This window comes from Luteimonas sp. A649 (assembly GCF_054072735.1).
Genome location: NZ_JBSVRQ010000003.1, coordinates 12,229 through 38,739, shown reverse-complemented (window position 1 = coordinate 38,739; position 26,511 = coordinate 12,229). Strand labels below are relative to the sequence as shown.

The 26,511-nt window shown below is 68.4% G+C and carries 24 protein-coding genes and 1 pseudogene; 8 read left to right on the top strand and 17 right to left on the bottom strand.

The window, feature by feature from the left end; genetic code table 11:
- Window positions 1-4: 4 nt before the first annotated feature.
- The 3 genes from ACW5E8_RS12095 to ACW5E8_RS12085 are packed head-to-tail and all read right to left on the bottom strand — an operon-like array spanning window position 5 to window position 5,053.
- On the bottom strand, window positions 5-649 hold the full coding sequence (locus ACW5E8_RS12095; RefSeq protein ID WP_456965783.1) for a histidine phosphatase family protein: 645 nt from the start codon (window positions 647-649) through the stop codon (window positions 5-7).
- Window positions 646-2,817, bottom strand: coding sequence for a S46 family peptidase (locus ACW5E8_RS12090; RefSeq protein ID WP_456965782.1), 2,172 nt, complete (start codon window positions 2,815-2,817; stop codon window positions 646-648). Before ACW5E8_RS12090 ends, ACW5E8_RS12095 begins: the two co-directional genes overlap by 4 nt.
- 37 nt (window positions 2,818-2,854) lie before the next feature.
- Window positions 2,855-5,053 (bottom strand): S46 family peptidase, encoded by a 2,199-nt coding sequence (locus ACW5E8_RS12085; protein ID WP_456965781.1) that lies wholly within the window; start codon window positions 5,051-5,053, stop codon window positions 2,855-2,857.
- Window positions 5,054-5,201: 148 nt separating this feature from the next.
- Here ACW5E8_RS12085 and tdh point away from each other — a divergent pair, with 148 nt between their 5' ends.
- The 3 genes from tdh (at window position 5,202) to kbl (ending at window position 8,539) form a co-directional block, all read left to right on the top strand.
- Complete coding sequence (gene tdh / locus ACW5E8_RS12080) at window positions 5,202-6,236, top strand: L-threonine 3-dehydrogenase (RefSeq protein ID WP_456966012.1); 1,035 nt, start codon at window positions 5,202-5,204, stop codon at window positions 6,234-6,236.
- Window positions 6,237-6,304: 68 nt separating this feature from the next.
- The gene (locus ACW5E8_RS12075; RefSeq protein WP_456965780.1) at window positions 6,305-7,297 is read left to right on the top strand and encodes a hypothetical protein; all 993 of its coding nucleotides are present in this window, start codon (window positions 6,305-6,307) and stop codon (window positions 7,295-7,297) included.
- A 48-nt stretch (window positions 7,298-7,345) separates the two neighbouring features.
- Window positions 7,346-8,539, top strand: coding sequence for a glycine C-acetyltransferase (gene kbl, locus ACW5E8_RS12070; RefSeq protein ID WP_456965779.1), 1,194 nt, complete (start codon window positions 7,346-7,348; stop codon window positions 8,537-8,539).
- 17 nt (window positions 8,540-8,556) lie between these two features.
- On the opposite strand, the gene ACW5E8_RS12065 is transcribed toward kbl, so the two are convergent.
- The 3 genes and pseudogenes from ACW5E8_RS12065 to ACW5E8_RS12055 all read right to left on the bottom strand — a co-directional run.
- Window positions 8,557-9,312 carry a pseudouridine synthase gene (locus tag ACW5E8_RS12065; RefSeq protein WP_456966011.1) on the bottom strand — a complete coding sequence of 252 codons (756 nt, stop codon included), beginning with the start codon at window positions 9,310-9,312 and terminating at the stop codon, window positions 8,557-8,559.
- Window positions 9,309-9,842, bottom strand: coding sequence for a hypothetical protein (locus tag ACW5E8_RS12060; RefSeq protein WP_456966010.1), 534 nt, complete (start codon window positions 9,840-9,842; stop codon window positions 9,309-9,311). The genes ACW5E8_RS12065 and ACW5E8_RS12060 overlap by 4 nt, the downstream gene beginning before the upstream one ends.
- A gap of 103 nt (window positions 9,843-9,945) precedes the next feature.
- Window positions 9,946-10,164: pseudogene (locus ACW5E8_RS12055) on the bottom strand (OmpA family protein); the annotation flags it as partial.
- 431 nt (window positions 10,165-10,595) lie between these two features.
- Here ACW5E8_RS12055 and ACW5E8_RS12050 point away from each other — a divergent pair.
- From ACW5E8_RS12050 to ACW5E8_RS12040, 3 genes are all read left to right on the top strand, one after another.
- A complete protein-coding gene (locus ACW5E8_RS12050) occupies window positions 10,596-12,626 on the top strand; it encodes an oxidoreductase (RefSeq protein WP_456965778.1) in 2,031 nt (676 codons plus the stop codon).
- Between the two features lie 318 nt (window positions 12,627-12,944).
- On the top strand, window positions 12,945-13,400 hold the full coding sequence (locus ACW5E8_RS12045; RefSeq protein WP_456965777.1) for a cell wall hydrolase: 456 nt from the start codon (window positions 12,945-12,947) through the stop codon (window positions 13,398-13,400).
- Window positions 13,401-13,481: 81 nt separating this feature from the next.
- Window positions 13,482-14,093 (top strand): glutathione S-transferase family protein, encoded by a 612-nt coding sequence (locus tag ACW5E8_RS12040; RefSeq protein ID WP_456965776.1) that lies wholly within the window; start codon window positions 13,482-13,484, stop codon window positions 14,091-14,093.
- Window positions 14,094-14,244: 151 nt separating this feature from the next.
- On the opposite strand, the gene prpC is transcribed toward ACW5E8_RS12040, so the two are convergent.
- The 5 genes from prpC to ACW5E8_RS12015 form a co-directional block, all read right to left on the bottom strand.
- On the bottom strand, window positions 14,245-15,399 hold the full coding sequence (prpC, locus tag ACW5E8_RS12035; protein WP_456965775.1) for a bifunctional 2-methylcitrate synthase/citrate synthase: 1,155 nt from the start codon (window positions 15,397-15,399) through the stop codon (window positions 14,245-14,247).
- Window positions 15,400-15,443: 44 nt separating this feature from the next.
- Complete coding sequence (gene prpB / locus ACW5E8_RS12030) at window positions 15,444-16,325, bottom strand: methylisocitrate lyase (protein ID WP_456965774.1); 882 nt, start codon at window positions 16,323-16,325, stop codon at window positions 15,444-15,446.
- A 99-nt stretch (window positions 16,326-16,424) separates the two neighbouring features.
- Entirely contained in the window at window positions 16,425-17,411 is a 987-nt protein-coding gene (locus ACW5E8_RS12025) for a malate dehydrogenase (protein ID WP_456965773.1), read from the bottom strand.
- 101 nt (window positions 17,412-17,512) lie between these two features.
- Entirely contained in the window at window positions 17,513-18,712 is a 1,200-nt protein-coding gene (locus tag ACW5E8_RS12020) for an aminotransferase class I/II-fold pyridoxal phosphate-dependent enzyme (RefSeq protein WP_456965772.1), read from the bottom strand.
- A gap of 105 nt (window positions 18,713-18,817) precedes the next feature.
- Entirely contained in the window at window positions 18,818-19,312 is a 495-nt protein-coding gene (locus tag ACW5E8_RS12015) for a peptidylprolyl isomerase (RefSeq protein WP_456965771.1), read from the bottom strand.
- Between the two features lie 191 nt (window positions 19,313-19,503).
- On the opposite strand from ACW5E8_RS12015, the gene typA reads away from it, so the two are divergent.
- Both typA and ACW5E8_RS12005 read left to right on the top strand, forming a co-directional pair.
- Window positions 19,504-21,333 carry a translational GTPase TypA gene (gene typA, locus ACW5E8_RS12010; RefSeq protein ID WP_456965770.1) on the top strand — a complete coding sequence of 610 codons (1,830 nt, stop codon included), beginning with the start codon at window positions 19,504-19,506 and terminating at the stop codon, window positions 21,331-21,333.
- Window positions 21,330-21,914 carry a 2'-5' RNA ligase family protein gene (locus ACW5E8_RS12005; RefSeq protein WP_456965769.1) on the top strand — a complete coding sequence of 195 codons (585 nt, stop codon included), beginning with the start codon at window positions 21,330-21,332 and terminating at the stop codon, window positions 21,912-21,914. Before typA ends, ACW5E8_RS12005 begins: the two co-directional genes overlap by 4 nt.
- A 43-nt stretch (window positions 21,915-21,957) precedes the next feature.
- On the opposite strand, the gene ACW5E8_RS12000 is transcribed toward ACW5E8_RS12005, so the two are convergent.
- From ACW5E8_RS12000 to rpsK, 6 genes are all read right to left on the bottom strand, one after another.
- The gene (locus tag ACW5E8_RS12000) at window positions 21,958-23,352 is read right to left on the bottom strand and encodes a class II 3-deoxy-7-phosphoheptulonate synthase (protein WP_456965768.1); all 1,395 of its coding nucleotides are present in this window, start codon (window positions 23,350-23,352) and stop codon (window positions 21,958-21,960) included.
- A 67-nt stretch (window positions 23,353-23,419) separates the two neighbouring features.
- Entirely contained in the window at window positions 23,420-23,938 is a 519-nt protein-coding gene (locus ACW5E8_RS11995) for a disulfide bond formation protein B (RefSeq protein WP_456965767.1), read from the bottom strand.
- An 85-nt stretch (window positions 23,939-24,023) separates the two neighbouring features.
- Window positions 24,024-24,398: a 50S ribosomal protein L17 gene (gene rplQ / locus ACW5E8_RS11990; RefSeq protein WP_456965766.1), complete on the bottom strand. Its 375-nt coding sequence runs from the start codon at window positions 24,396-24,398 to the stop codon at window positions 24,024-24,026.
- A 25-nt stretch (window positions 24,399-24,423) separates the two neighbouring features.
- Complete coding sequence (locus ACW5E8_RS11985) at window positions 24,424-25,422, bottom strand: DNA-directed RNA polymerase subunit alpha (protein ID WP_456965765.1); 999 nt, start codon at window positions 25,420-25,422, stop codon at window positions 24,424-24,426.
- A 49-nt stretch (window positions 25,423-25,471) separates the two neighbouring features.
- Complete coding sequence (gene rpsD / locus ACW5E8_RS11980) at window positions 25,472-26,107, bottom strand: 30S ribosomal protein S4 (RefSeq protein WP_456965764.1); 636 nt, start codon at window positions 26,105-26,107, stop codon at window positions 25,472-25,474.
- A 14-nt stretch (window positions 26,108-26,121) separates the two neighbouring features.
- Window positions 26,122-26,511, bottom strand: coding sequence for a 30S ribosomal protein S11 (rpsK, locus tag ACW5E8_RS11975; protein WP_132985250.1), 390 nt, complete (start codon window positions 26,509-26,511; stop codon window positions 26,122-26,124).

The window sequence follows — 26,511 nt, the reverse complement described above, 5'->3', positions numbered from 1 at the left end:
GGCCTCAGAGCGCCCGGTGCACCGCTTCCCCGAACAGAAGCGTGTGGTGGGCACAATCGTTCAGGCGCACCACCTCGAGATGGCCGGGATCCGGCCCCTCGAGCAGGTTCAGCGTGGCCGGCGCCTGGCGGAAGGTCCACAGCCGGAACAGCGGAAGGCCCAGCACCCGGCACAGCAGGACGCGGTTGACGGCGTCATGCGACACCACCAGCAGCGTGTCTTCCGGGCCGAGCCCTTCGCAGGCGTTCGCGAACGCCGGCCAGGCCCGTTCAAGCACTTTCTTCAGCGATTCGCCGCCGGGCATGTGGACCTTGTCGGGCGTGTCGCGCCAGGCCGCCAGGCGCTCGGGATCGGACTCGCGGATCTCGCTGGCGAGCTTGCCTTCCCAGGCGCCGTGGGCGATCTCCATCAGGCCCTGGTCGACCTCGAGCATGTCTGCACGCGCGTCGCCCAGCGCCAGCCGCGCGGTGTCGTAGGCGCGCCCCAGCGGCGAGGCCACGGCGCGGTCGATGCGCACGTCGTGCAGGCGCTCGGCGAGTCGCAGCGCCTGCTTGACGCCCGTCTCCGACAGCGGGATGTCCTCCTGTCCCTGGTAGCGGCCCTCGCGGTTCCAGTCCGTCTCGCCGTGCCGGGCCAGGAGGATCCTCACTTCCTGGGCTCCAGCCCGAGTTCGGCCAGCACGCGCGGCGCCGGGAAGACCTCCTGCATGATCCAGCGCATGTAGCGCTGGTCGACCGAGATCATCCGCGTCATCACCGGGTCGAACACCCAGTTCGAGGCCACCGACTCCCAGTTGCCGTCGAAGGCCAGGCCAACCAGCTTGCCGTGCGCGTCGAGCACCGGCGAGCCGGAGTTGCCACCAGTGATGTCGAGGTCGGCGAGGAAGTTCACCGGCACCGACTTCAGGCGACGGTCCTGCAGGCCGCCGTAACGCTTGTCCGCGATGGCCTCCAGCAGCTCCTTTGGCGCATCGAAGGGCTCCTCGCCGGTGTCCTTGGCGGGGATCTCCTCGAGCACGGTGAACGGCTGCTGCGGCGTGCCGTCGAGCTTGGTGTACGGCTTGACGTTGCCGAAGGTGATGCGCAGCGAGGAGTTGGCGTCGGGATAGACGAACTCGCCCTTGCTGGCCTTGTAGTCGGCGACCGCCTGCAGGTACACCGGGCGCGCCCGCAGGGCGTCGCCGGCGCGGGCCTTGCGCTCTTCCTCGAGCGCCAGCAGGGTCGGCATCACCGCCACCGCGTAGCTGATCGCCGGATCCTTGCTGGACTCGAAGGCCTCGCGGTCGGCCTGCAGCCACTTCAGGCGCATGTCGGTGCCGTCGGCCAGCTCGCTGCGCGCCAGGCGGTCGAGCGCGCGGTCGATGGCCTTGTCGTCGCCGCCACCCAGCCAGGTATCCACGGCTTCGACGCGCTGGCCTTCGGGCAGCTTCACGTATTCGTCCAGCCAGTAGCGCTGCAGGCCGCGGTCCATCCCGGCCACGTAGCGGCGCTCCATCTGGCGCACGGCGCCTTCCAGCGTCGGCAGGTCGCGCTCCTGGTAGCCCTGTTCGCGCTCGGCGTCGGGCTTCTCGCGCTCGATCGCCAGGCGGTAGGCGCGGATCGCGGTCGACAGCACGCCGGTGCCGTTGAACTGGCCGAACACCAGGTCACGTTCGCGCGTGGCGCGACCGGCGGCGTTGAGTTCCAGCAGCTGCGCGTAGGCATCGAGCACGGCCTGGCCGTCCTCGCCCTGCTCCTTTGCCCAGGCAAGCACTTCCGCTTCCTGCCGTTCCTTGGCGGCCATCGCGCCGGTGCGCTCGAAGCCGGCGAGCTGGCTGTCGTAGTTCTTGTAGACGTTCTCCCAGCCGCGCATGGTGCTGGCGTACTTGACCTCGATGTCGGCATTGTCCTTGCCGGCGTCGGCGACCATCTTCTGCAGCGCCTTGTAGTGGCGGACGATGGTCGGGTACTGCCAGTCCTGCGTGTCCTGGAACTCGCTGGCCAGCGCGTAGCGCGCGGTGCGGCCCGGGTAGCCGGCCACCATCACGAAGTCGCCCGCGCCCAGCGGCTTGTCCGCGAACTCGAGCCAGCGCTTGGGCGCGTAGGGAACGTTGTCTTCGGCGAACGCGGCCGGCTTGCCGTCCTTGCCGACGTAGGCGCGGTAGAAGGCGAAGTCGCCGGTGTGGCGCGGCCACATCCAGTTGTCGACTTCGCCGCCGTAGGCGCCGACGCTGCCCTGCGGCGCGTACACCAGGCGCACGTCGCGGATCTCGAGGTTCTTGAACAAACGGTAGGTATTGCCGCCGGCGAAGCTGTACAGGCGGCAGCGGTAGCCTTCATCCGCTTCGCAGGAAGCCACCAGCGACTTCTCGATCGCGTCGAGCGCATTGGTGCGGCCGATGGCGTCGGCGGCGCCATCGACGGCGGCCTGCACCTGCGTGGTGACGTCCTCGATCGACTCCAGCGCGAAGATGCGCGAGTTCGGCCCGGCGCTGATCTCGTCGGCCGCGGCGGCGGCGTAGAAACCGTCGCGCATCAGGTTCTTCTCGGGCGTGGAGTTGAGCTGGATGGCGCCGTAGGCACAGTGGTGGTTGGTCGCGACCAGGCCCTGCGGCGAGACGAAGCTCGCGGTGCAGCCGCCCAGCGAGACCACGGCGCCCAGGGGATCCCCGGTGAGGTCGGCCAGCTGCTCGGGCTTGAGCTTGAGCCCGGCCTTCTTCAGCGGCTGCGCGATCTCGGGGAGCTGCTGCGGCACCCACATGCCTTCGCCTGCGTAAGCGGGACTGGCGGCTGCGGCCGTGACGGCCGCGGCGGCGGCGGCGATGAGGGTCTTGCGCATGCGTGCGTATCCTGGATTCTGATGGATGGGTCGGAGTCTAGCGGCCGGCGGCGGCGGCCGGGAGTGCGCGGTCGGCCTGGTCGAGCGGCAGGCCCATCTCGCGCAGCAGCTGCGGAGCGGGATAGACGCGGGCCATGATCCAGCGCATGTAGCGGGCGTCGACGTGGATCGCGCGCTTGTAGCGCGGGTCGAATTTCCAGCTGGCGCTGACCGCCTCCCAGTTGCTGTCGAAGTTCAGGCCGACCAGGCGCCCGCGGGCGTCCATCACCGGCGAACCCGAGTTGCCGCCGGTGGTGTCGAGGTTGGTGAGGAAGTTGACCGTCTGGGTGCCCAGGCCTGGATCCATGGTGGCGCCGAAGTCGCGGCGTGCAATGGCGTCCAGCAGCGGGTCGGGGGCATCGAACGGGGCCACGCCGGTGTGCTTCTCGACGATGCCCTCGACGGTCGTCAGCGGCGACCAGCGGACCGCATCGCGCGGCTGCAGGCTTTCGATGCGGCCGTAGCTCACGCGCAAGGTGGAATTGGCGTCGGGGTAGACCGCCCTGCCCTCGCTGCGCGCGTGGCCGATCATGCCGCGCATATAGGCCGGGCGCAGGCGCAGGAGTTCGCCGGCGCGCGCCTTGTCCTCGCCTTCGAAGCGCAGCACCGCGCGCTGCAGGGTGGCGGCGGCGCGCATCAGCGGATCATCGGAGCCTTGCACCTCCGCGGGATCGGCGGCCATCAAGCGCAGCCGCTCGTCCTCGGCCGCCAGCGCGGTGCCTGCGTACAGCGACTCCAGCGCGGCTGCGGTGGCCGAGGCATCGGCGCCGAACACGGCCTCGATCTCCGGCACGCGCTGGTCCGCGGGCAGCGCGCGGTGGCGGACCAGCAGCTCGGACAGGATCGCGCGCTCCACCGCGGGCGCGTAGCGACGCTGTGCCTGGCGCAGGGCGGCCTCGATCCGGGCCTCGTCGCGCAGCTGGTAGCCACTCTCGCGCTCGGCGTCGGGCTTGCCGCGCTCCAGCGCCAGGCGCTGCAGCTGCATGGCGCCGCGCAGCAGCTGGGTCTGGGCCTGCATCAGGCCGAACAGCTGGTCACGCTCGCGGGTCGCGCGCGCGGACGCGATCACCGTCGCGGCGGCGTCGATGTCGGCGCGCACGGCGGCGGCATCGGGCTGGCCTGCGAGCCACGTGGACATCGCCGACTCCTGCCGGCGGCGTTCGGCCACGGCGTCGCTGCGGCGCAGGCCGTCGAGCTCGCCCTGGGCGCGCTTGAGGGTGTTCTTCAGGCCCGCCACCTGCGCGGCATAGCGCACCTCCGCGTCGGCATCACCGGCGGTGCCAGCGTCGACCGCCGCCAGCAGCGCGGTCATCAGCTCCACACGCGACGGCAGCTGCCACTCCACCTGGTCCGCGAACTCGGCGGCGGTGCGGTGGCGGAAGGTGCGGCCGGGATAGCCGGCCAGCATGGCGAAGTCGCCTTCGGCCAGCGGCTCCGTCGACACGGTGAGCCACGCCGAAGGCTCGTATGGCACGTTGTCCGGCGAATACGCCGCCGGCTTGCCGTCCGGCCCGACGTAGGCGCGGTAGAAGGTGAAGTCGCCGCTGTGGCGCGGCCACATGAAGTTGTCGATCTCGTCGCCGTAGCTGCCGATCGCATCCGGCGGCGCGTAGGCCAGGCGGACATCGCGGATCTCGAGCTGGCGCACGAGGTGGAAGTCGGTGCCGTAATACATGTCGGCGACGCTGCAGCGGTAGCCGGGCTCGGCCTCGCACTCGGCCACGGCGGCCTTGGACGCGGCTTCGACGGCGTCGTGGTAGGCGCGTCCGGTCTTGCCGCGGGCGTCGGCGAGGATGCGGTCGGTGATGCGCTCGAAGCGGTCGGTCACCAGCACCCGCGCACCCGGGCCGGCGGAGAGCTCCTCGGCGGGCGTAGCGGCGTTGAAGCCGTTCACGATCAGGTTGTTTTCCGGCGTCGAATTCAGCTGGATCGCGCCGTGCGCGCAGTGGTGGTTGGTGACGACCAGGCCCTGCGGCGACACGAAGCTCGCGGTGCAGCCACCCAGCGACACCACCGCACTCATCGGCGGCCGCGAGAGATCGGACAGGTTCGCCGGATCGCCCTGGAACCCCGCCCCGCGCATGGCGGCCTCGATCTCCGGCAGCTGGGACGGCAGCCACATGCCCTCGTCGGCGTGGGCGGCGGCGGCGGGAAGCAGGAGTGCGGCAATGGCCGCAGTGGTGAAGCGCAGGCGCATGGGATCCCCGGTGGTCTGGACAGCCCGCGACCTTAGGCCGTCCCGGCCGCCGCAGGCAAATGCCGACGGTCACCGCCGGGGGCAGCGGTACAATGCGCATCCCAGCCCATCGATCGGCCCTACCATGTCGCAGCCGCAACACGCCGCCATCCCCACCACCATGAAGGCGCTGGTCAAGCGCGAGCTCGCCAAGGGCATCTGGATGGAGGAAGTCCCGGTGCCCGAGCCGGGCCCCAACGAGGTCCTGATCCGCCTCGAGAAGACCGCGATCTGCGGCACCGACCTGCACATCTACCTCTGGGACGAGTGGGCGCAGCGCACCATCCCGCAGGGCCTGGTGATCGGGCACGAGTTCGTCGGCCGCGTGGTCGCGATGGGTCCCGGCGTGACCGGCTATGCCATCGGCCAGCGGGTCTCGGCCGAAGGCCACATCGTCTGCGGCCACTGCCGAAACTGCCGCGCCGGGCGCCAGCACCTGTGTCCGAACACGGTCGGCATCGGCGTCAACCGCAACGGCGCCTTCGCCGAATACATCGCGATGCCCGCCTCCAACCTGTGGCCGATTCCAGACCAGATCCCGAGCGAGCTGGCCGCGTTCTTCGACCCCTACGGCAACGCCGCGCACTGCGCGCTGGAGTTCGACGTGGTCGGCGAGGACGTGCTGATCACCGGCGCCGGCCCGATCGGCGTCATGGCCGCGGGCATCTGCAAGCACATCGGCGCGCGCAACGTGGTGGTCACCGACGTCAACGACTTCCGCCTGAAGCTGGCCGCCGACATGGGCGCCACCCGCGTGGTCAACGTCAGCAAGACCTCGGTCAAGGACGTGATGGCGGAGCTCCACATGGACGGCTTCGACGTCGGCCTGGAGATGAGCGGCAACCCGGCGGCCTTCAACGACATGCTCGACTGCATGTACCACGGCGGCAAGGTCGCCCTGCTGGGCATCCTGCCGCGCGGCGCCGGCATCGACTGGGACCGGATCATCTTCAAGGGGCTCACCGTGCAGGGCATCTACGGCCGCCGCATGTACGAGACCTGGTACAAGATGACCCAGCTGGTGCTGTCGGGCTTCCCGCTGCACAAGGTGCTCAGCCACCAGCTGCCGGCCGACGAATTCCAGAAAGGCTTCGACCTGATGGAGTCGGGCAAGTCGGGCAAGGTGGTGCTCGACTGGCGTTGAGCCGTCCGTTTCACGCCGCGGACAGCTGATCGCCGCGGTCGAGACTCCAACCAGGGAAGGTGGTGCACGTGTTCAAGCTGTTCTCACTGGTGGCACTGCTGGCCACTCCGGGCGTCGCGACGGCGGGCGACCTGCGATGCCCGGAGGTCGAAGCACCGCCTGCACCGGTGTGCGTGTCGACCCCCTACGGGCCAGCGTATGCCGACACCGAAGAAGAGGCCAAGCGGGCGGCGGGTGCGCTCGGCGACGCGGCGCAGCAATACGCGATCCACTTCGGCCGCGCACCGGCGGGCGCATTGATCCTGAGCACGCACCTGGACCCGCTCGTCGCCCGGAACTACGCCCGGGCCCACGGGCTCGACTACGCCCAGGTCTGGCTGCCCGCCAGTGCGAAGCGGACCATGACCGAGCGCGCCATGCGCCAGGCAGGGCTCAATCGCGAACGGATCATCCGGGCCCTGGCTGGCGCTGCGGAACAGGAGGCGACCACGCTGCGTCATGAGGTCGGCCATGCGATGTATGCCGCCATGTACTGGCCGGACGCCGTGCAGTCGCTGCAGGAGCGTTACGGCACGCCAGCCCCGGACTGGCTGGACGAAGCGGCTGCCATCCTCATGGAGCCGCCCGAAACCCAGGCGCGCCACGTGGGATCGTTCATCGACGCGGCGAAGCGCCGACCGCGGACCATCCCCGATCTGGGCGATTTCCTCCAGGCCGAACATCCGGTCCGATCGGCCGCGCTCGGTCGCGCGCTGTCCCGCGGACCGCGGTCCGGATCGGGCGTGCAGATGACGGTCGCGAGCGGTGGCGGATTCCCCGGCCTCGACAGCTTTTACGGACAATCGCTGCTGCTGGCCCTGTTCCTGGCCGAGACCAGTGGCGACCCGCGCATCCTCGTCCCGATCAGCGCTGCAATCGCCAGCGGCGCCACGTTCGACCAGTGGCTGGCTTCGGACGGTGAGGCGCACGGGCTGCCGAACGACCTGCCCGCATTGCAGGCCCTGTGGGATGGCTGGCTGCAAAGCCAGGTGTTGCAGCGGGGTCGCGGCGGCAAAGGCTGAAGGCGACACGTAGAATCCGGGATCCGTTTTCGCGAAGGCGTCCCGACCATGTCCATCACCCAGCGCTACGCCGACACCCTCGACGAGATCCGCGAGGCCGGCCTGTTCAAGGCCGAGCGCATCATCACCAGTCCGCAGTCCGCCGAGATCACGCTGGAGGACGGGCGCAGCGTGCTGAACTTCTGCGCCAACAACTATCTCGGCCTGGCCGATCATCCGGACGTCATCGCCGCCGCGCGCGACGCCCTTGATACGCACGGCTTCGGCATGGCCTCGGTACGCTTCATCTGCGGCACCCAGGACCTGCACAAGGAGTTGGAGAAGACGATCGCGGAGTTCTTCGGCAAGGAGGACACCATCCTCTACGCCGCCTGCTTCGACGCCAACGGCGGCCTGTTCGAGCCACTGCTGGGCGAAGAGGACGCGATCATCAGCGATTCGCTCAACCACGCCTCGATCATCGACGGCGTGCGCCTGTGCAAGGCGAAGCGCTACCGCTACGCCAACTGCGACATGGTGGACCTCGAGAAGCAGCTGCAGCAGGCCCGCGCCGATGGCGCGCGCACGATCATGATCACCACCGACGGCGTGTTCTCGATGGACGGCTTCATCGCCCCGCTGGACGAAATTACGGCGCTGGCAGCGAAGTACGAAGCCCTGGTCCATATCGATGAGTGCCATGCCACCGGCTTCCTCGGCGCCACCGGCCGCGGCTCGGCCGAGGTGAAGGGCGTGCTCGACCGCATCGACATCATCACTGGCACGCTGGGCAAGGCCATGGGCGGCGCGCTGGGCGGCTTCACCACCGGCAAGGCGGAGGTCGTCGAGCTGCTGCGGCAGCGCTCGCGCCCCTACCTGTTCTCGAACTCCTTGCCGCCGCACGTCGTGGCCGCGGGCACGAAGGCGTTCCAGATGCTGGATGCGGCCGGCGACCTGCGCGAACGGCTGGCCGAAAACACCAGGTATTTCCGCGAGCGCATGACCGCCGCAGGCTTCGACATCAAACCCGGCACCCATCCGATCAGCCCCGTAATGCTCTACGACGCACCACTGGCGCAGCGTTTCGCGGAACGCCTGCTCGAAGAGGGCATCTACGCGATCGGCTTCTTCTTCCCGGTCGTGCCCAAGGGCCAGGCGCGCATCCGCACCCAGCTCTCGGCCGCGCACACGCGCGAGCACCTCGACCGGGCCATCGACGCGTTCACCCGCATCGGCCATGAGCTCGGGGTGCTGAAGGCCTGAGACGGTCCGGCCAGTCCTCAGGCCGCGGCAGGCGTGGCTGGCGGCGTCAGCCCCGCCAGCTCGGCCTCGTCCAGGGCGCGCCACGCGCCCTTGGCCAGATCGCCCAGCACGACGGGGCCGATCGCCACCCGCACCAGCCGGAGCACCTCCAACCCGCAGGCTGCCAGCAGGCGGCGGATCTGGCGGTTGCGGCCCTCGTGCAGCACCACTTCAAGCCAGGCGTTGCGGCCGCCCTCGCGCAGCACGCGCACCGACGCGACCGACAGGCGCTCACCATCGCAGCGGAGGCCGCGCACCATCGCCTCGAGCAGGGGTGTTCCGGGACAGGTGTCGACCTGCACGTGGTAGGTCTTGTCGGGACCGAACGCGGGGTCGGTGATGGCCGCGGCCCATGCCGGATCGTTGGTGAACAGGAGCAGGCCTTCGCTGGCCTGGTCCAGGCGCCCCACGGGCGCGATCCAGCCCAGGCCGGCACCGTCGAAGCAGCGGTAGACGGTATCGCGGCCACGTTCGTCGCTCGTCGTGGTCACCAGGCCACGCGGCTTGTTCAGCACGAGGAAGCGTGGCGACAGCGCCTCCGCATCCACGCCGTCAACGCGTATGCGCGCGGAACCGACTGCAACCGGATGCTCCGGATCGCGCACCAGGCGCCCGTCGACCGTGACCCTTCCGTCGCGGATCCTCCGCTCGGCCTCGCTGCGCGAACAGATGCCGCGCTTGGACAGCACGCGCGCCAGCCCATGACGGGCACCCGGGCGCGCGCCCGACCTCAGCGGGGTTCGCCGTCGGTGGTGGTGGGGGCCGGCTGGCCGTCGGCCGCCGCGTCGGGCGCTGCGTCGGCCGGGGGCGCGACAGCCGGCGCGGCTCCTCGCGCAATGCGCACACCGCGGGACTTCATCCAGGCATCGAATTCGTCGGCGGTCATCTGCCGGCCGTTCTGGTTCATGTCGAAGCGCCAGGGTCCGTTGTCGAATTCGGTCCGGGGCTTGTACGCGGCCGGGTCGTTCGGATCGGCCACGCTGGCAGGCGTGGCGATGGCGACGTTGCGGCATCCCTCGATGCGCCGGCGCAGCAACACCTCATCGACGGTCTGCGATTCGTCATAGGCGTGCCCGAGCACACCGCTGTTGGCGCCAAGCATGTACGACGGCGCCGTCAACTCGAGCGCCAGCGGCGCGAGCACGGTCACGCGCTGCACGCTCGCGCCCGCGTTGGGCAGGCCAGCGCAATCCACCGCCGCCGTTGCCAGGCCGGGGGCCGCCAGGCCCGCTGTCGCCACCACAAGCCACGTCAGACGCTTCATCACCTGTATCCACTGCTGGTATCCGGCCGGAAGTGTAGCAGCCGCCAGATACACGAAGCCCGGCACAAGGCCGGGCTCCGTGGTGTCACCTGTGCCGACGCCCTCAGTTCTGGACGTTCAGCTCCGTGCGGCGGTTGATCGCACGGCCTTCCGGGTTGTCCGAACCGTCGTCATTGGTGTTCGGCGCGATCGGGCGGCTCTCGCCGTAACCGGTCGGACCCACCATGCGCGCGCTGTCGATGCCGTTCGAGGCCAGGTAGTCGTACACCGCCTTCGCGCGGCGCTCCGACAGGGCCTGGTTGTACGCATCGGTGCCNCAGCTCGGCATCGAGCGACCACGCCGGCGAGATGAACTTGCCAACGCCCAGCGTTCCGAACGGCGCATTGCGGGTGTCGCGGTCGCTGTCCTGGATGTTCATGCCGACGCCGCCGGTCAGGTACCAGCGATCATCGAACTCCTGGGCGGAGGCCGCATGGGTGACGCCGAAACCGGCCAGCAGGGCCGCACACAGCAACTTCTTGTTCATCATGATTGTCGCTCCTTCGAATATGGACCGGACCGGCACCAGCCGAACCGCATCACGATTGTGAGGGGGACGGCCGCCACCGGGGCCGCCATCGGTCTGCAGGTTAGGTTCGGGGATGTGAAGGCGGCGTTAACGTTGGTCTAACAAATCCTTTTTCCCCCGGAGACCGGACCACTTGCCGGCGGGTACCGCTCCCTGCATGGTAGGGGATTCCATACGCCCGCGAATGCAAATGGCCGACGCCACGCCCTACCCCCACCTTCTGGCTCCACTGGACCTCGGCTTCACCGTCTTGCGCAACCGGGTACTGATGGGTTCGATGCACACCGGCCTGGAGGACCGGCGCGGCGACTTCCCGAAGCTGGCGGCCTATTTCGCCGAACGCGCCGCCGGCGGCGTGGGGCTGATGGTCACCGGAGGCTTCGCTCCGAGCCTCGACGGCTGGCTCAAACCCTTCGCCGGGAAGCTCACGCGCCGATGGGAGGTGGCCCGCCACCGTCAGGTCACCGCGGCCGTGCACGAACACGACACCCGCATCTGCATGCAGCTGCTGCACGCGGGACGCTACGCCTACCACCCGCTGTCGGTGTCGGCGTCCGCGCTGAAGGCGCCCATCAATCCATTCCGGCCGCGCGCCCTGTCCGCGCGTGGCGTGGAGCGCCGGATCGACGCCTTCGCCCATGCCGCGCGCCTGGCACGCGATGCCGGGTACGACGGCGTCGAGGTCATGGGTTCGGAGGGCTACCTCCTGAACCAGTTCACGGTCGCGCGCACCAATCGCCGCGACGACCGCTGGGGCGGCAGCGTCGAAAACCGGATGCGTTTCGCAGTGGAGACGGTGCGCCGTGTGCGCGAGGCCTGCGGCCCGGACTTCATCATCATCTACAGGCTGTCGATGCTCGACCTGGTCGAGGATGGCAACGACTGGCGGGCGATCGTGGCCCAGGCGCGCGCCGTCGAGGCCGCGGGCGCAACGATCATCAACACCGGTATCGGCTGGCACGAGGCGCGCGTGCCGACGATCGCCACATCCGTGCCGCGCGCCGCCTTCGCCGGCGTCACCGCGCGCCTCCACCCCGAGGTTTCCGTGCCCCTGGTGGCGACCAACCGCATCAACATGCCCGACGTCGCGGAAGCGATCCTCGCCGCCGGGCAGGCCGACATGGTCTCGATGGCGCGCCCCCTCCTGGCCGATCCGGAATGGGTGGCCAAGGCCGCCGCCGGCCGCGCGGACAGCATCAATACGTGCATCGCCTGCAACCAGGCCTGCCTGGACCACGTGTTCCAGAACCGGCGCGCGAGCTGCCTGGTCAATCCGCGCGCCTGCCACGAGACCGAACTGAGCTACCTGCCCACGACTGCGCCGAGGCGGATCGCCGTGGTGGGTGCCGGACCCGCCGGGCTGGCCTGCGCCACGGTCGCGGCCGCGCGCGGCCACGCGGTGACCCTGTTCGAGGCCGGCGACGCCATCGGCGGCCAGTTCAACCTCGCGCGGCGCATCCCCGGCAAGGAAGAGTTCGATGAAACGCTGCGCTACTTCCGCCACCGCGTGGAGGCAACCGGCGTCACGCTGCGCCTGGGCACGCAGGCGACGCCCGCGCTGCTGGCCGGCTTCGACGACGTGGTCCTGGCCACGGGCGTGGTTCCGCGAGCGGTTGATTTCGAGGGCCATGACCATGCCACGGTGGTCGGCTATGTCGACGTGCTGCTTGGCCGGATCGTTCCCGGCAAACGGGTGGCAATCATCGGGGCGGGCGGGATCGGCTTCGACGTCGCGGAGTTCGTGGTCCACGAAGGTCCATCGCCCAGCCTCGACACGGCGCGCTGGATGGAGGAATGGGGCGTCGACCTTGCCTCAGGCACGCCCGGCGGCCTGAAGCCCGCGCGACCCGAACCTCCTGCGCGCGATGTCTGGCTGCTGCAGCGCAGCGCCGGGCGCCCGGGCGCGCGGCTGGGCAAGACCACGGGCTGGATCCACCGGGCCACCCTCAAGGCCAAGGGCGTGCGCATGCTTGGCGGCGTGGAGTACCGGCGCGTGGACGACGCCGGCCTGCACGTCTCCATCGACGGCGTCGATCAGGTGCTGGAAGTCGACCATGTGGTGGTCTGCGCCGGGCAGGAACCGCGCCGCGAACTGCTCGCGGCACTCACGGGCGTGCAGGCCGAGGTGCACGTGATCGGAGGCGCCGACGTTGCCGCGGAGCTCGATGCCAAGCGCGCCATCGACCAGGGAAGCCGGCTCGCGACGAGGCTTTAGGGCCCGAAGCCGAAGCGAGTTTCCGCAGCCCGGGTTGAATATCCCATTCAGCTTCCGGACGAAAGCGCAAATGCCCGGCCAACCCCTGTTCAGCCGGGATTGCGAAAACCGGCAGTAAGGTGCGCCCACTTTCTCCGCCGCGTCTTCGGCGGAACCGGTTCGACCCGCAGTCCCGCGGGCTTCGCGCCCGGGCAGCAAAGCGCCAGAGAGTGCCGCCGCCCTCCCCAACACGCCAGGCCGTTCCGCACTGCGGTGGCCCGGGCCCTCAACGGGTCCGGCCATGGCTGCGCGTTCGGCGCAACGGAGCAAGGAGCCGTCATGAAACTCGCCTGGATCCTGTGGCTGGCATCGGTACTGCCTCCACCGGCCGCAGATTCACTGTGCCTCAGCACAACGCTGTACCTCGAAGCACGCGACCAGTCCGTCCTGGGCCAGCGCGCCGTGGCCGAAGTGGCCCTGCGACGCGCCGACAGCGGCCTGTGGGGCGACTCGGTGTGCGACGTGGTGACCGCGCGCAAGCAGTTCGCGCCGACCATCGTCTCGCCGCGCACGCGCCTGACCAATACCGAGGCCTGGTCGCAGTCCGTGACCATCGCGCTGGAGTCGCAGCGCAACTGGGCGCTGCCGGCCGACGAGCGCAAGGAAGTGGTGCCCGGCGCCAGTCACTTCCTGGCCCACGCGATCGCGAGCCCGAGCTGGCGCAACGCCTATCAGGTTGCGACCATCGGCGACCATACGTTCCTGCGGGTGCAGAACCTGAAGCCGAAGTCCTGACGACGCTGCGGCGCCCGGGCATGCCTTGAGCCTGTCGCGGGCAGGGTCGATGATGGCGGCTTCCTACACGCGGAGCCGCACATGAAGCTGTATTCCAAGCCGGGCGCCTGCTCGACGGCCGTCCATATCGTCCTTCAGTGGGCCGGTGGTCCGTTCGAGGTCGAGATCCTCGATGGTCCCGCAATGAAGGCGCCCGCCTTCCTCGCCATCAACCCTGCGGGCGCGGTGCCGGCGCTGATCGACGGCGACTTCGTGCTCACCCAGAACGCCGCGATCATGGGCTACATCGCCGACACGCATCCGCAGGCGGCTTTGGGCGGTGATGGATCCCCGCGCCAGCGCGCCGAAGCCACGCGCTGGCTGTCGTTCGTCAACTCCGACCTGCATCCGGCGTTCAAGCCGATCTTCTCGCCCGTGCGCTACATCGACAACGAGTCCCAGCACGACGCCGTCAAGACGGCCGCGAGGACGATGGTCCGCGGACTCATGGAAACCGCCGACAAGCGCCTGGCCGGCAACGACTGGCTGGCCGGCTTCCGCAGCTTCGCCGATCCGTACTTCTACATGACCCTGCGCTGGGCGCAGGGCACCGGCGTGGACATGTCCGGACTCGAGCACATCGCCGCGTTCAAGGCACGCATGGAGGCCGACGCGGGCGTGCACGCCGCGCTGAAGGCCGAAGGCCTGGACTGATCCCCGCACCTTCTTGTGGGAGCAGCTACAGCTGCGATCCGGGCCTGCGGGAAGGTCGCAGCCATAGCTGCTCCTACAGGCCGGGGGCGAACCACGGGATACAAAAACGGCGCCCACGTGGCGCCGTTTTTGCAGGTCCGGTCCGAGGCGATCAGTCGCGTTCGGCCATCGGCACCCAGTCGCGGTTTTCCGGCCCGGTGTAGTTCGCGCTCGGCCGGATGATCTTGCCGTCGATGCGCTGCTCGACCACGTGCGCGCTCCAGCCGCTGGTCCGCGCGATCACGAACAGTGGCGTGAACATGGCCGTCGGCACGCCCATCATGTGGTAGCTCACCGCGCTGAACCAGTCGAGGTTGGGAAACATCTTCTTGATGTCCCACATCACCGATTCCAGGCGCTCGGCGATGGCATACATGCGGGTGTCGCCCTGCGCTTCCGACAGATCCTTCGCGACCTGCTTGATGATGCCGTTGCGCGGATCGCCGACGGTGTACACGGGATGGCCGAAGCCGATCACGACTTCCCTGCGGCCGACGCGCTCGCGGATGTCGGCCTCGGCTTCGTCGGGGGTGTCGTAGCGCTTCTGCACCTCGAACGCGACCTCGTTGGCGCCACCATGCTTGGGCCCGCGCAGCGCACCGATGGCACCGGTGATGCACGAATGCATGTCGCTGCCAGTGCCCGCGATCACGCGCGACGCGAACGTCGATGCGTTGAACTCGTGCTCGGCATAGAGGATCAGCGAGGTGTGCATCGCGCGCACCCAGCTCTCCGGCGGCGGCTCGCCATGCAGCAGGTGCAGGAAATGGCCGCCGATGGAGTCGTCATCGGTCTCGACGTCGATGACCCGGCCGTTGTGGCTGTAGTGGTACCAGTACAGCAGCATCGAACCCAGCGACGCCATCAGCTTGTCGGCGATGTCGCGCGCACCGGGGTGGTTGTGGTCGTCCTTCTCCGGCGCCACGCAGCCGAGCACCGAAACGCCGGTGCGCATCACGTCCATCGGGTGCGCCGACGGTGGCAGCTCTTCGAGCGCGGCCTTCACCGCTGCCGGGATGCCGCGCAGCGACTTCAGCTTCGCCTTGTAGCCGGCGAGCTCGGGCTTCGACGGCAGCTTGCCGTGCACCAGCAGGTAGGCCACTTCCTCGAACTCGGCGGCGGTCGCGAACTGCGTGATGTCGTAGCCGCGGTAATGCAGGTCGTTGCCGCTGCGCCCCACGCTGCAAAGCGCGGTGTTGCCGGCGGCCGTGCCCGACAGGGCCACCGACTTCTTCGGCTTGGGCAGGTTGCTCGGGGTTTCGCTCATCAGGGTCTTGCTCCGTATAGGCAGTGGGATCGGCGCGGGCGCGCTCAGTCCTTCGAGAACAGCGCGTCGAGCTTTTCCTCGTAGGCGTGGTAGCCCAGGAAGTCGTACAGCTCGGCGCGCGTCTGCAGGGTGTCGATGATGTTCTTCTGCGTGCCCTCGCGGCGCACGGTCTCGTAGAAGTTCAGCGCCGCCTTGTTCATGGCGCGGTAGGCGCCGCAGCAGTACAGGGCGATGTCGACGCCCGCGTCGCCCAGCTCATCGGTGGTGAAGAACGGGGTCGAGCCGAACTCCGTGAGATTGGCGAGGATCGGCACCTTCACCGCGCTCTTGAACTTGCGGTAATCCTCGAGCGACTTCATCGCCTCGGGGAAGATCATGTCGGCACCGGCCTCGACGTAGGCGACCGCGCGCTCGATGGCCGAATCGATGCCCTCGACCGCGGCGGCGTCGGTACGCGCCATGACCACGAAACCGGCATCGGTGCGGCCGTCGACGGCGGCCTTCACCCGGTCGACCATCTCCTGCTTCGGCACCACTTCCTTGTTCGGGCGGTGGCCGCAGCGCTTCTGGCCGACCTGGTCTTCCATGTGCACGGCGGCGACGCCGGCGCGCTCGAAGCTGCGGACGGTGCGGGCGATGTTGAATGCCCCGCCCCAGCCGGTGTCGATGTCCACGAGCAGCGGCAGGCCGGTGGCCTCGACGATGCGGCGGGCGTCGATCAGCACGTCTTCCATGGTGCTGATGCCGAGGTCGGGCATCCCGAGCGAGTTCGCGGCCACGCCGCCACCGGAGAGGTACAGCGCCTTGTAGCCCGTGCGCTTGGCCATCAGGCCGGCATAAGCGGTGATGGCGCCCATCACCTGCAGGGGGGATTCGTCGGCAACGGCGGCGCGGAAACGCGCGCCTGCGGAGGTCGGCTCGGACATGGTGATCCTGGTTCGTACTGGGCCCGATATTCTAACCGGGCCCTGGAAACGAAGAAGCCGGGCATCGGCCCGGCTTCCTCGAACACCCCTACGCCAGGCTCAGCCCAGCAGGTGCGCCACGCCCTCGCGCTCTTCCTCGAGTTCGGCCAGGGTCTTGTCCATGGCGGCGCGGCTGAAGTCGTCGATCCCCAGGCCTTCCACACGCGTGTACTCGCCGTTCTCCGTGGTCACCGCCACGCCGTAGATCACACCCTCGGGAATGCCATAGCTGCCGTCGGACGGCACGCCCATCGTCACCCACTTGCCATTCGAGCCCAGCACCCAGTCGCGGATGTGGTCGATGGCCGCATTCGCCGCCGATGCCGCCGACGACAGCCCGCGCGCCTCGATGATGGCCGCGCCGCGCTTGCCGACCTGCGGGATGAACGCATTGGCGTTCCAGTCCGCATCGTTGATCTTGTCCTTCAGCGATTCACCCTTGACGGTCGCGAAGCGGTAGTCGGGATACATGGTCGGGCTGTGGTTGCCCCAGACCACCAGCTTCTCGATGTCGCCCACGGCCACGCCGGCCTTGTTGGCCAGCTGGCTCAGCGCACGGTTGTGGTCGAGGCGCAGCATCGCGGTGAAGTTCTTCGCCTTCAGGTCCGGGGCCGACTTCATGGCGATGTAGGCATTGGTATTGGCCGGGTTGCCGACCACCAGCACCTTGACGTCGCGGCTGGCGACCTTGTTCAGCGCCGCGCCCTGGGCGGTGAAGATCTTCGCGTTCTCCAGTAGCAGGTCCTTGCGCTCCATGCCCGGACCGCGCGGGCGCGCGCCGACCAGCAGGGCGATGTCGGCGTCCTTGAACGCGACTTCGGGATCATCGGTGCCGACCATGCCCGCCAGCAGCGGGAACGCGCAGTCTTCCAGCTCCATCATCACGCCCTTGAGCGCGGCCTGGGCCTTCTCCATCGGCAGCTCGAGCAGTTGCAGGATCACGGGCTGGTCGCGGCCGAGCATTTCGCCGGAGGCGATGCGGAACAGCAGGGCGTAACCGATCTGGCCGGCGGCGCCGGTGACGGCAACTCGGACGGGGGTTTTCATGGGGTGGCTCCGATGGTGCGTGGGATTGGAGGAACGCGTGTGCGGCGCAGGAAACGCCGACGTACCGAACCCCGCGGATCGGGGCCCGGAACGGGCCAGGCTCATGCGAGCTCGGCGAAAAACTCCTGGATGCGCGCAAGGCCCGGCGCCAGCTGCGGCGTCGGGCAGGTGTAGCTGATGCGCAGGCCGCGCGGCTCGCCGAAGGCCGAGCCGGGAACGCAGGCAACGCCCTTGGCCTCGAGCAGGGCGGCGCAGAACTCGACATCGTTGTTGATGACCCTGCCCGAGTGCGACTTGCCGAAAGCGCAGCTGATGTCCGGGAAGGCGTAGAACGCGCCCTGCGGCACCGGGCAGACCACGCCGGGAATGGCATTGAGCGCGGCCACGACCTGGTCGCGCTTGCCTTGGAACTCGGCGCAACGCGCGGCGGGCACGTCCTGCGGGCCCGACAGCGCCGCGGCGGCGGCGGCGGCCACGACTTCCGGCAGGCTGGTGATGTGGTTCGAGTTCATCGTGGTCACGGCCTGGGCCACGACCTCGGGGCCGGCCATCAGGCCGACGCGCCAGCCGGGCATGCCATAGGTCTTGGACAGCGAGTCGACGAAGATCACGCGCTCGCGCAGCTCGGGGCGGGCGTGCACGAAGTTGTGGTAGCCGACGCCGTCGAACACCATCGTGTTGTAGATGTCGTCGGTGATGATCCAGGTATCGGGGTGGCGGGCGACGACGTCGGCCAGGGCCGCGATCTCGTCCCTCGTGTACACCATGCCCGTAGGATTGGACGGGTTGTTGAACAGGAACACTTTCGGCTTCTTCGCAAGCGCGGCGTCGAGCTGTTCCGGCGTGAGCTTGTAATCCTGTTCCGCCGGGCACGGGAGCAGCTGGATGTCGGCGCCGACGATCTCGGCGATGTCCATGTAGCTGGTCCAGTACGGCGTGGCAAAGGCAAATCCGTCGCCCTCGTCCAACAGCGCTTCCGCCAGGTTGTAGAGGATGTGCTTCGCACCGACGCCCGTCGCGCAGTTGGCGCGGGTGTAGCCGGTGAGGCCCAGGCCGTCGAGGTGGCCGACGAAGGCGTCAAGCAGGCCGGCGGCGCCGCGGTTGCTGCCGTACTGGCCCGAATCGACGTCCAGTGCCTTGCGGGCGGCGGCATAGACATGCTCGCCGGGGAGAAAGTTGGGGACGCCGATCGAGAAGCTGATGATGTCGCGGCCTTCGGCCTTCAGGCGCTGGGCCGTCTCGGCCACGACCATGATCGCGCTGGGCTTGGCGCGACCCATGCGCTGGGCAAGCTGGGGCATTGCGAAAACCTCGGGAAGTGGAGTGGCGGGGCGCGCCGGGAAGGCCCGGAAAGCGCTGGTTGCAGCCGCTTATTCTAGCATCGCGCCCTGCCGGGGACCGCTGGCTCAGGCCGCCAGGATCCGGTTCCACTCGGCGACGCGGTCCGCCTTCGCGGCCAACACTGCGTCGGCATCGCCTTCGATCTTCACCGACTTGATGGCGTCGCCCTGCTTGACGGCATCGACCACGTCCAGGCCCTCGGTGACCTTGCCGAAGACGGTGTGCTTGCCGTCCAGCCAGTCGGTCTTGATGTGGGTGATGAAGAACTGGCTGCCGTTGGTGTTGGGGCCGGCGTTGGCCATGGACAGCACGCCGCGGTCGTGCTTCACGCCGTTGTTGGCCTCGTCCTCGAACTTGTAGCCCGGGCCGCCGGTGCCGGTGCCCTTGGGGCAGCCGCCCTGGACCATGAAGTCCGGGATGACCCGGTGGAAGCCGAGCCCATCGTAGAAGCCGCGCTTGGCGAGATTGACGAAATTGGCCACGGTCAGGGGGGCCTGGTCGGGGTAGAGCTCGACCTTGATCTGGCCACGGTCGGTGTCGAAAACGGCGTTCAGGGACATGTCGGGGATTCCTGGGGAGGTGTCTGGAAGGGGCTGGGCCCGGGCAGCGCCGGGCCACGGATCTGAAGTGGAGCCGCCCGGCCGCATTGCAACACTATGTAGCGGGGCGCCCGGCACAGTATAATGTCCGGCTTCCCCGCCACAGGCCCAATGCGCCCTGCCCCAAGAAGGCACGAGGTGCGGTTTCCCCGATGTCCATCGAACGCCTTCGCAATATCGCCATCGTCGCCCACGTCGACCACGGCAAGACCACCCTCGTCGATTGCCTGCTCAAGCAGTCGGGCACGTTCAGCGAACGCACGGTGACCGCCGAGCGGATGATGGACAGCAACGACCAGGAAAAGGAACGTGGCATCACGATCCTTTCAAAGAACACCGCCATCAACTGGAATGGCAACCGCATCAACATCGTCGACACCCCCGGACACGCCGACTTCGGCGGCGAGGTCGAACGCGTGCTGTCGATGGTCGACTCGGTGCTGATCCTGGTCGACGCGATGGACGGCCCGATGCCGCAGACGCGCTTCGTGACCCAGAAGGCGTTCGCGATGGGCTTCAACCCGATCGTGGTGGTCAACAAGATCGACCGCCCGGGCGCGCGCCCGGACTGGGTGATCGACCAGGTCTTCGACCTGTTCGACAAGCTCGGCGCCACCAACGAGCAGCTCGACTTCCCGATCGTCTACGCCTCGGCGCTGCACGGCTACGCCAGCATGGAAGACACCGTCCGCGACGGCGACATGACACCGCTGTACGAAGCGATCATGAAGCACGTACCTGCGCCGACGGTGGACCCGGACGGCCCGTTCCAGATGCGCATCAGCCAGCTGGACTACAACAACTTCGTCGGCCTGATCGGTATCGGCCGCATCCAGCGCGGCGTGGTGCGGACCAACATGGCGGTGAGCGTGGTCGACCGCCACGGCAAGAAGCGCCAGGCCAAGGTACTGCAGGTGCTGGGCTTCCTGGGCCTGGAGCGCGTCGAGGTCGATGAAGGCAAGGCCGGCGACATCCTCGCCCTCAGCGGCGTCGCCGACCTGTCGATCTCCGATACGGTCTGCGCACTCGATACGCCCGAAGCGCTGCCCGCGCTGACCGTCGACGAGCCGACCATCAGCATGACCTTCCAGGTCAACAACTCGCCGTTCGCCGGCAACAAGGACCGCAGCGGCGGCAAGTTCATCACCAGCCGCCAGATCCGCGAGCGCCTGGAGCGCGAGACGCTGCACAACGTCGCGCTCAAGATCGAGGAAGGCTCGGACCCCGACAAGTTCCTGGTCTCCGGCCGCGGCGAGCTGCACCTGTCGGTGCTGATCGAGACCATGCGCCGCGAGGGCTTCGAACTCGCGGTGTCGCGTCCGGAAGTCATCATCAAGACCATCGACGGCCAGCAGATGGAGCCGGTCGAGCAGCTGGTGGTCGACATCGAGGAAGTGCACCAGGGCGGCGTGATGGAGAAGCTCGGCATCCGCAAGGGCCAGCTGAAGAACATGGAGTCCGACGGCAAGGGGCGCGTGCGGCTGGACTACATGATCCCGGCGCGCGGCCTGATCGGCTTCCAGAACGAGTTCAAGACGCTCACCCAGGGCACCGGCCTGCTGTTCCATGTCTTCGACCATTACGGCCCGAAGGAACAGGGTGCGATTGCCAAGCGCACCAACGGCGTGATGATCGCCAATGCCGCGGGCGCCACCCCGGCCTACTCGCTGGGACCGCTGGAAGAGCGCGGCAAGCTGTTCGCGGCCGAGGGCGACCAGGTCTACGAGGGCCAGCTGATCGGCATCCACTCGAAGGACAACGACCTCACCGTCAATGCCATCAAGACCAAGCCGCTGACCAACATGCGCGCGTCCGGCAAGGACGACGCGATCAAGCTGACGCCGGCGATCAAGTACACGCTCGAGCAGGCGCTGGACTTCATCGAGGATGACGAGCTGGTCGAGGTCACGCCGAAGGAAATCCGCCTGCGCAAGAAGCACCTCAGCGAAACCGACCGCAAGCGGGCCAGCCGCGCGGCGTGAGCCAGGCGCTGTTTCCCGGCTGGCGGCCGGATGCCGAAGGCCGCGAACACCTGGCTGCGCTTGCGACCAGGCTCCACGCCGGGCAGCCGGCTGACGGGCGGCGCTTGCAGCCGCGCCGTCCGGACCAGTGGCACGCCACCCTTTGCATCATCGGTTACGACGCCAGGGAGCTGGTGACGCCCGCGCTGCTTGACGCCTTCGCCGTGACTGCGGCGCGCATTCCGGCGCATGGGTTCCAGATCGAACGGGTGGCGTACTGGTCGCAATCGGGGGCGGTCGTCGCGTTGCCGCACGCCAACCCCGCGCTGCAGGCGCTGTGCGACGCGACCCGCGACGCCATCCGGCAATGCGGCATTCGCCCGCTGCAGGTGACGACGCAGCCACACGTGACCCTGGCTTACCTGGAGCGTGGCCTGCCCGCACAGGCCTGGCTTGAAGACATCGCCTGCGGCGACGACGTGGTGCGCGTGGATCGCTTCGAGCTGCTGTTCAATCCCGGCGGCCGCTACGAGGCGTTGGCCGCGTGGCCGTTGACCGGCGCACCGCTTCCCGCCGCACCCGTGCAGGCGCGGCTGCTCTAGGGCGGCACGGCACCGGGTGCATGCCGCGCGGCGTGGACGCCGTTCAGGCCTTGATCGGCAGCTTCAGCTGCGCGTGCTTGCGCACGATCGCCATCGCGATCTCGAGCGACTGCTCGTAGTTGAGCCGTGGGTCCACCGCGGAGCGGTACGCCCGTTCGAGATCCACCTCGCCCAGGTCGCGTGCGCCACCCGTGCACTCGGTGACGTCCTCGCCGGTGAGCTCCAGGTGCACGCCGCCCAAGCGCGTGCCCGCCGCGGCGTGCAGGTCGAAGCTCTGTTCGATCTCGGTGCGGATGTTGTCGAAGCGGCGCGTCTTGTAGCCGTTGCTGGTCGACTCGGTGTTGCCGTGCATCGGATCGCAGATCCAGAGCACGCGGCGCCCATCGCGCTTCATCGCGTCCAGCAGGGGCGGCAGGCGGTCCGCGATCTGCGCCGCGCCCATGCGACAGATGAAGCTCAGTCGCCCCGGTTCGTCGTCGGGGTTGAGCAGGTCGACAAGCCGCAACAGCTCGTCCGGCGCCACCGTCGGCCCGATCTTCACCGCGATGGGATTGCGGATGCCGCGGAAGTACTCCGCGTGGGCACCGTCGTTGGCCGCGGTCCGCATGCCGATCCACGGGAAGTGGGTGCTGAGGTTGAACCAGCCCCACTGCCGCGGCACCTGGCGCGTGAACGCCTCCTCGTAGGGCAGCAGCAGGGCCTCGTGCGAGGTGAAGAAATCAACGCGGTTGAGGTTGTGCACCTCGGTGCCCGACAACGTCTCCATGAAGCGCACGGCCTCGCCGATGTTGCCGACCATGCGCTGGTATTCCTCGGCCAGCGGCGAATGCCCGACCCAGCCCAGGTCCCAGTACTCGGGATGGTGGAGGTCGGCGAAACCGCCGTCGATCAGGGAGCGCACGAAGTTCATGGTCATCGCGGAACGCGCGTGCGCCTTGACCATGCGTCGGGGATCGGGCGTCCGGGCCGCGGCCGTGAACTCGGGCGCATTGACCATGTCGCCGCGATAGGTCGGCAGCGTCGTCCCGTCGCGGGTTTCCGTGTCGGCGGAACGCGGCTTGGCGTACTGGCCGGCGAAACGGCCGACACGCACCACCGGCAGGCGCAGGCCGTGCACGAGCACCAGGCTCATCTGCAGCAGCACTTTCAGGCGGTTCGAGATCACCGCCGAATTGCAATCGCTGAAGTTCTCCGCGCAGTCACCGCCCTGGAGCAGGAAGCGTCGCCCCTCCTGCGCCTCGGCCAGCTGCTGCCGCAGCGCCATGATCTCCCACGACGTCACCAGCGGCGGCAGCGCACCCAGCTCGCCCTGGACGCGCGCGAGTTCCGCGGCATCGGGATACGTGGGCATCTGCAGCGCCGTGCGCGTGCGCCAGCTGTCCGGACTCCAGCCGGGGGCCAGGTTCACGGGACGGAGGTTGCGTTCGTTTGCGGGCATGGGATCGTCGTTGTTGCACTGCAGCGACAGCCATCATCCGCTCCAGCGCCGTGTATCGCAATGCCGGTCAGCGCCAGCTCCGCCGGCGACGCTGGAAGGCCGCGGCCACGAACAGCACCGCCAGCAGCACGAACCAGACCAGGCTCCAGGCCGGCATCGACAGGCCGAGGAAGGTCCAGTCGATGGTGCCGCAGTCACCGCTGCCGGTCAGCACCTTGCGGATCACGTTGCCCGTGGACATCGTTTCGCGCAGGAATGACAGCGGCGGCCCACAGCCCGGGATCTCGGGCGGGTTGTACTGGATCCAGACGTGGCGCCCGGCGATGGCCATGCCCACGGCGGCGGCCAGGAAGCCAAGCACGCCATAGATCGCCCTTCCCCCGCCCGACCGCGGCGCATGGAGCCCGGCCACGAGGAACACCAGGCCCAGGGCCGCGAACGCGATCCGCTGGAAGATGCACAGCGGGCACGGCTCCAGGCCCCAGGCGAACTGGGAGAAGATCGCAAAGCCGATCAGCGCCGCGCAGATCGCGAAGCCAGCCAGGCACTGCGAGCGGAAGGTCCAGCGGAACGGGTTCGGGGTCATCGATCGGCTCGCGCAAAACGGAGGCCAAGATAGCAAAAACCCCGGCACATGGCCGGGGTTGGTGCACGCGAAAACGTCGCCGTGCTTACTCGGCGGACGCCTGCGGCCGGTCGACGAGCTCGACGTAGGCCATCGGCGCGTTGTCGCCGTCGCGGAAACCGCACTTGATGATCCGCAGGTAGCCGCCCGGACGCTCGCGGTAACGCGGGCCCAGGTCGACGAACAGCTTGCCTACGGCTTCCTTGTCGCGCAGGCGCGAGAAGGCCAGGCGGCGGTTTGCGACGCCGTCGGTCTTGCCCATGGTGATGAGCGGCTCGGCGACGCGGCGGAGCTCCTTGGCCTTCGGAAGCGTGGTCTTGATCAGCTCGTGCTTGAGCAGCGACGCCGCCATGTTGGTGAACATGGCATCGCGGTGTGCGCTGGTGCGGCTGAACTTGCGGCCGGATTTCTGGTGGCGCATGGTCTTGGTTCCTGTCTGTCTGGTCTTAGCCGAGCATGCCGTGCGCCGAGACACCGGCCGGCGGCCAGTTCTCGAGCTTCATGCCGAGCGAGAGGCCACGCTGGGCCAGCACTTCCTTGATCTCGGTAAGCGACTTCTTGCCGAGGTTGGGGGTCTTGAGCAGTTCGACTTCCGTCTTCTGGATCAGGTCGCCGATGTAATAGATGCTTTCGGCCTTGAGGCAGTTGGCCGAACGCACCGTCAGCTCGAGATCGTCGATCGGGCGCAGCAGCACCGGATCGACGCCCGGGGCCTGGGCCTTCTGGTCGTTGCCTTCGCGGCGGGTGAAGTCACCGAAGACGCTCAGCTGGTCGGTGAGGATGTCGGCGGCGGTGCGCACGGCTTCCTCGGCATCGATCGTGCCGTTGGTCTCGATGTCGATTACCAGCTTGTCGAGGTCGGTGCGCTGCTCGACGCGGGCGGCTTCGACCTCGTAGGCGACGCGGCGGACCGGCGAGAACGACGCGTCCAGCATCAGGCGACCGATGACGCGGGTCTCTTCGTCCGGACGGCGACGCGCGGACGCCGGCTGGTAGCCGAAGCCACGCTCGATCTTCAGGCGCATGTTGATCGACGCGTCCTTGGTCAGATGGCAGATCACGTGCTCGCCGTTGAGCACTTCGACGTTGTGGTCGGTCTTGATGTCGGCGGCGGTCACGACGCCCGGGCCGGACTTGGCCAGGGTGAGCGTGGCGCTTTCGCCGGTGCCCATGCGGATGGCAACGTCCTTGAGGTTCAACAGCACCTCGAGCACGTCTTCCTGCAGGCCTTCGATGGTGCTGTATTCGTGCAGCACGCCGTCGATCTCGACCTCGGTGATGGCGAAGCCGGGAATCGACGACAGCAGGACGCGGCGCAGGGCGTTGCCGAGCGTATGGCCGTAGCCGCGCTCGAGCGGCTCGATCACGACCTTCGCGCGGTTTCCGGCGAGGCGCTCGATCTGGGGGCCACGCGGGCGCAGGACCTGGTTGGCGGTAACCGTCATGTTTCGTGTCTCCTGGGGCCCGCCGGCATCCGCCGGCTGGCCGGGTGAATTACTTCGAGTACAGCTCGACGATCAGCGCTTCGTTGATGTCGGCGGGCAGGTCGCCACGGTCGGGGACCGCCTTGAACACGCCGCTGAACTTCTTCGAGTCGACCTCGACCCAGGACGGCGACAGGTCCATCGTCGAGGACACCGTCAGCGCCTCCTGGACGCGCATCTGCTTCTGGGCCTTCTCCGACAGCGCGATCGCGTCACCGGCCTTGACCTGGTAGGACGGCAGGTTCACGGGCTTGCCGTTGACCATGACGCCACGGTGCGACACCAGCTGGCGCGCGGCCGGGCGGGTGATCGCGAAGCCCATGCGGTAGACGACGTTGTCGAGACGGGTTTCCAGCAGCTGAAGCAGGTTCTCGCCGGTGTTGCCCTTCTTGGTCGAGGCCTTCTTGTAGTAGTTGCGGAACTGGCGCTCCAGCAGGCCGTAGATACGCTTGACCTTCTGCTTCTCGCGAAGCTGGAGGGCGTAGTCGGAGAGCTTGCTGCGACGCGCGCCGGTGCCGGCACCGTGCTGGCCGGGCTTCTGCTCGAGCTTGCACTTGGAGTCAAGGGCGCGCGCGGGCGACTTCAGACCGAGGTCGGCGCCTTCGCGACGGGCGAGCTTACAGGTGGGACCGATATAACGAGCCATTTCTTATCGCCCCCTTAGACGCGACGCTTCTTCGGCGGACGGCACCCGTTGTGCGGGATTGGCGTCACGTCGATGATGTTGGTGATCTTGTAGCCCACGTTGTTGAGCGACCGGACGGCCGACTCGCGACCCGGACCCGGGCCCTTGATGCGGACTTCAAGAGACTTCACGCCGTAGTCGAGGGCGGCCTTGCCGGCCTTCTCTGCGGCGACCTGGGCTGCGAACGGGGTCGACTTGCGCGAACCGCGGAAACCCGCGCCGCCCGAAGTCGCCCACGAGAGCGCGTTGCCCTGACGGTCGGTGATCGTGATGATGGTGTTGTTGAACGAAGCGTGGACGTGGGCAACGCCGTCTGTGACGACGCGCTTGATCTTCTTCTTCGGCTTGGCTGCCGGCTTGGCCAT

Bases quoted from the DNA above. Each gene is read 5' to 3' on its own strand.
- ACW5E8_RS12090 (WP_456965782.1), bottom strand. From the start codon at position 2,817: ATGCGCAAGACCCTCATCGCCGCCGCCGCCGCGGCCGTCACGGCCGCA.
- ACW5E8_RS12085 (WP_456965781.1), bottom strand. From the start codon at position 5,053: ATGCGCCTGCGCTTCACCACTGCGGCCATTGCCGCACTCCTGCTTCCC.
- kbl (WP_456965779.1), top strand. From the start codon at position 7,346: ATGTCCATCACCCAGCGCTACGCCGACACCCTCGACGAGATCCGCGAG.
- ACW5E8_RS12060 (WP_456966010.1), bottom strand. From the start codon at position 9,842: ATGAAGCGTCTGACGTGGCTTGTGGTGGCGACAGCGGGCCTGGCGGCC.
- ACW5E8_RS12050 (WP_456965778.1), top strand. From the start codon at position 10,596: ATGCAAATGGCCGACGCCACGCCCTACCCCCACCTTCTGGCTCCACTG.
- ACW5E8_RS12045 (WP_456965777.1), top strand. From the start codon at position 12,945: ATGAAACTCGCCTGGATCCTGTGGCTGGCATCGGTACTGCCTCCACCG.
- ACW5E8_RS12040 (WP_456965776.1), top strand. From the start codon at position 13,482: ATGAAGCTGTATTCCAAGCCGGGCGCCTGCTCGACGGCCGTCCATATC.
- prpC (WP_456965775.1), bottom strand. From the start codon at position 15,399: ATGAGCGAAACCCCGAGCAACCTGCCCAAGCCGAAGAAGTCGGTGGCC.
- prpB (WP_456965774.1), bottom strand. From the start codon at position 16,325: ATGTCCGAGCCGACCTCCGCAGGCGCGCGTTTCCGCGCCGCCGTTGCC.
- ACW5E8_RS12025 (WP_456965773.1), bottom strand. From the start codon at position 17,411: ATGAAAACCCCCGTCCGAGTTGCCGTCACCGGCGCCGCCGGCCAGATC.
- ACW5E8_RS12020 (WP_456965772.1), bottom strand. From the start codon at position 18,712: ATGCCCCAGCTTGCCCAGCGCATGGGTCGCGCCAAGCCCAGCGCGATC.
- ACW5E8_RS12015 (WP_456965771.1), bottom strand. From the start codon at position 19,312: ATGTCCCTGAACGCCGTTTTCGACACCGACCGTGGCCAGATCAAGGTC.
- typA (WP_456965770.1), top strand. From the start codon at position 19,504: ATGTCCATCGAACGCCTTCGCAATATCGCCATCGTCGCCCACGTCGAC.
- ACW5E8_RS12000 (WP_456965768.1), bottom strand. From the start codon at position 23,352: ATGCCCGCAAACGAACGCAACCTCCGTCCCGTGAACCTGGCCCCCGGC.
- ACW5E8_RS11995 (WP_456965767.1), bottom strand. From the start codon at position 23,938: ATGACCCCGAACCCGTTCCGCTGGACCTTCCGCTCGCAGTGCCTGGCT.
- rplQ (WP_456965766.1), bottom strand. From the start codon at position 24,398: ATGCGCCACCAGAAATCCGGCCGCAAGTTCAGCCGCACCAGCGCACAC.
- ACW5E8_RS11985 (WP_456965765.1), bottom strand. From the start codon at position 25,422: ATGACGGTTACCGCCAACCAGGTCCTGCGCCCGCGTGGCCCCCAGATC.
- rpsD (WP_456965764.1), bottom strand. From the start codon at position 26,107: ATGGCTCGTTATATCGGTCCCACCTGTAAGCTCGCCCGTCGCGAAGGC.
- rpsK (WP_132985250.1), bottom strand. From the start codon at position 26,511: ATGGCCAAGCCGGCAGCCAAGCCGAAGAAGAAGATCAAGCGCGTCGTC.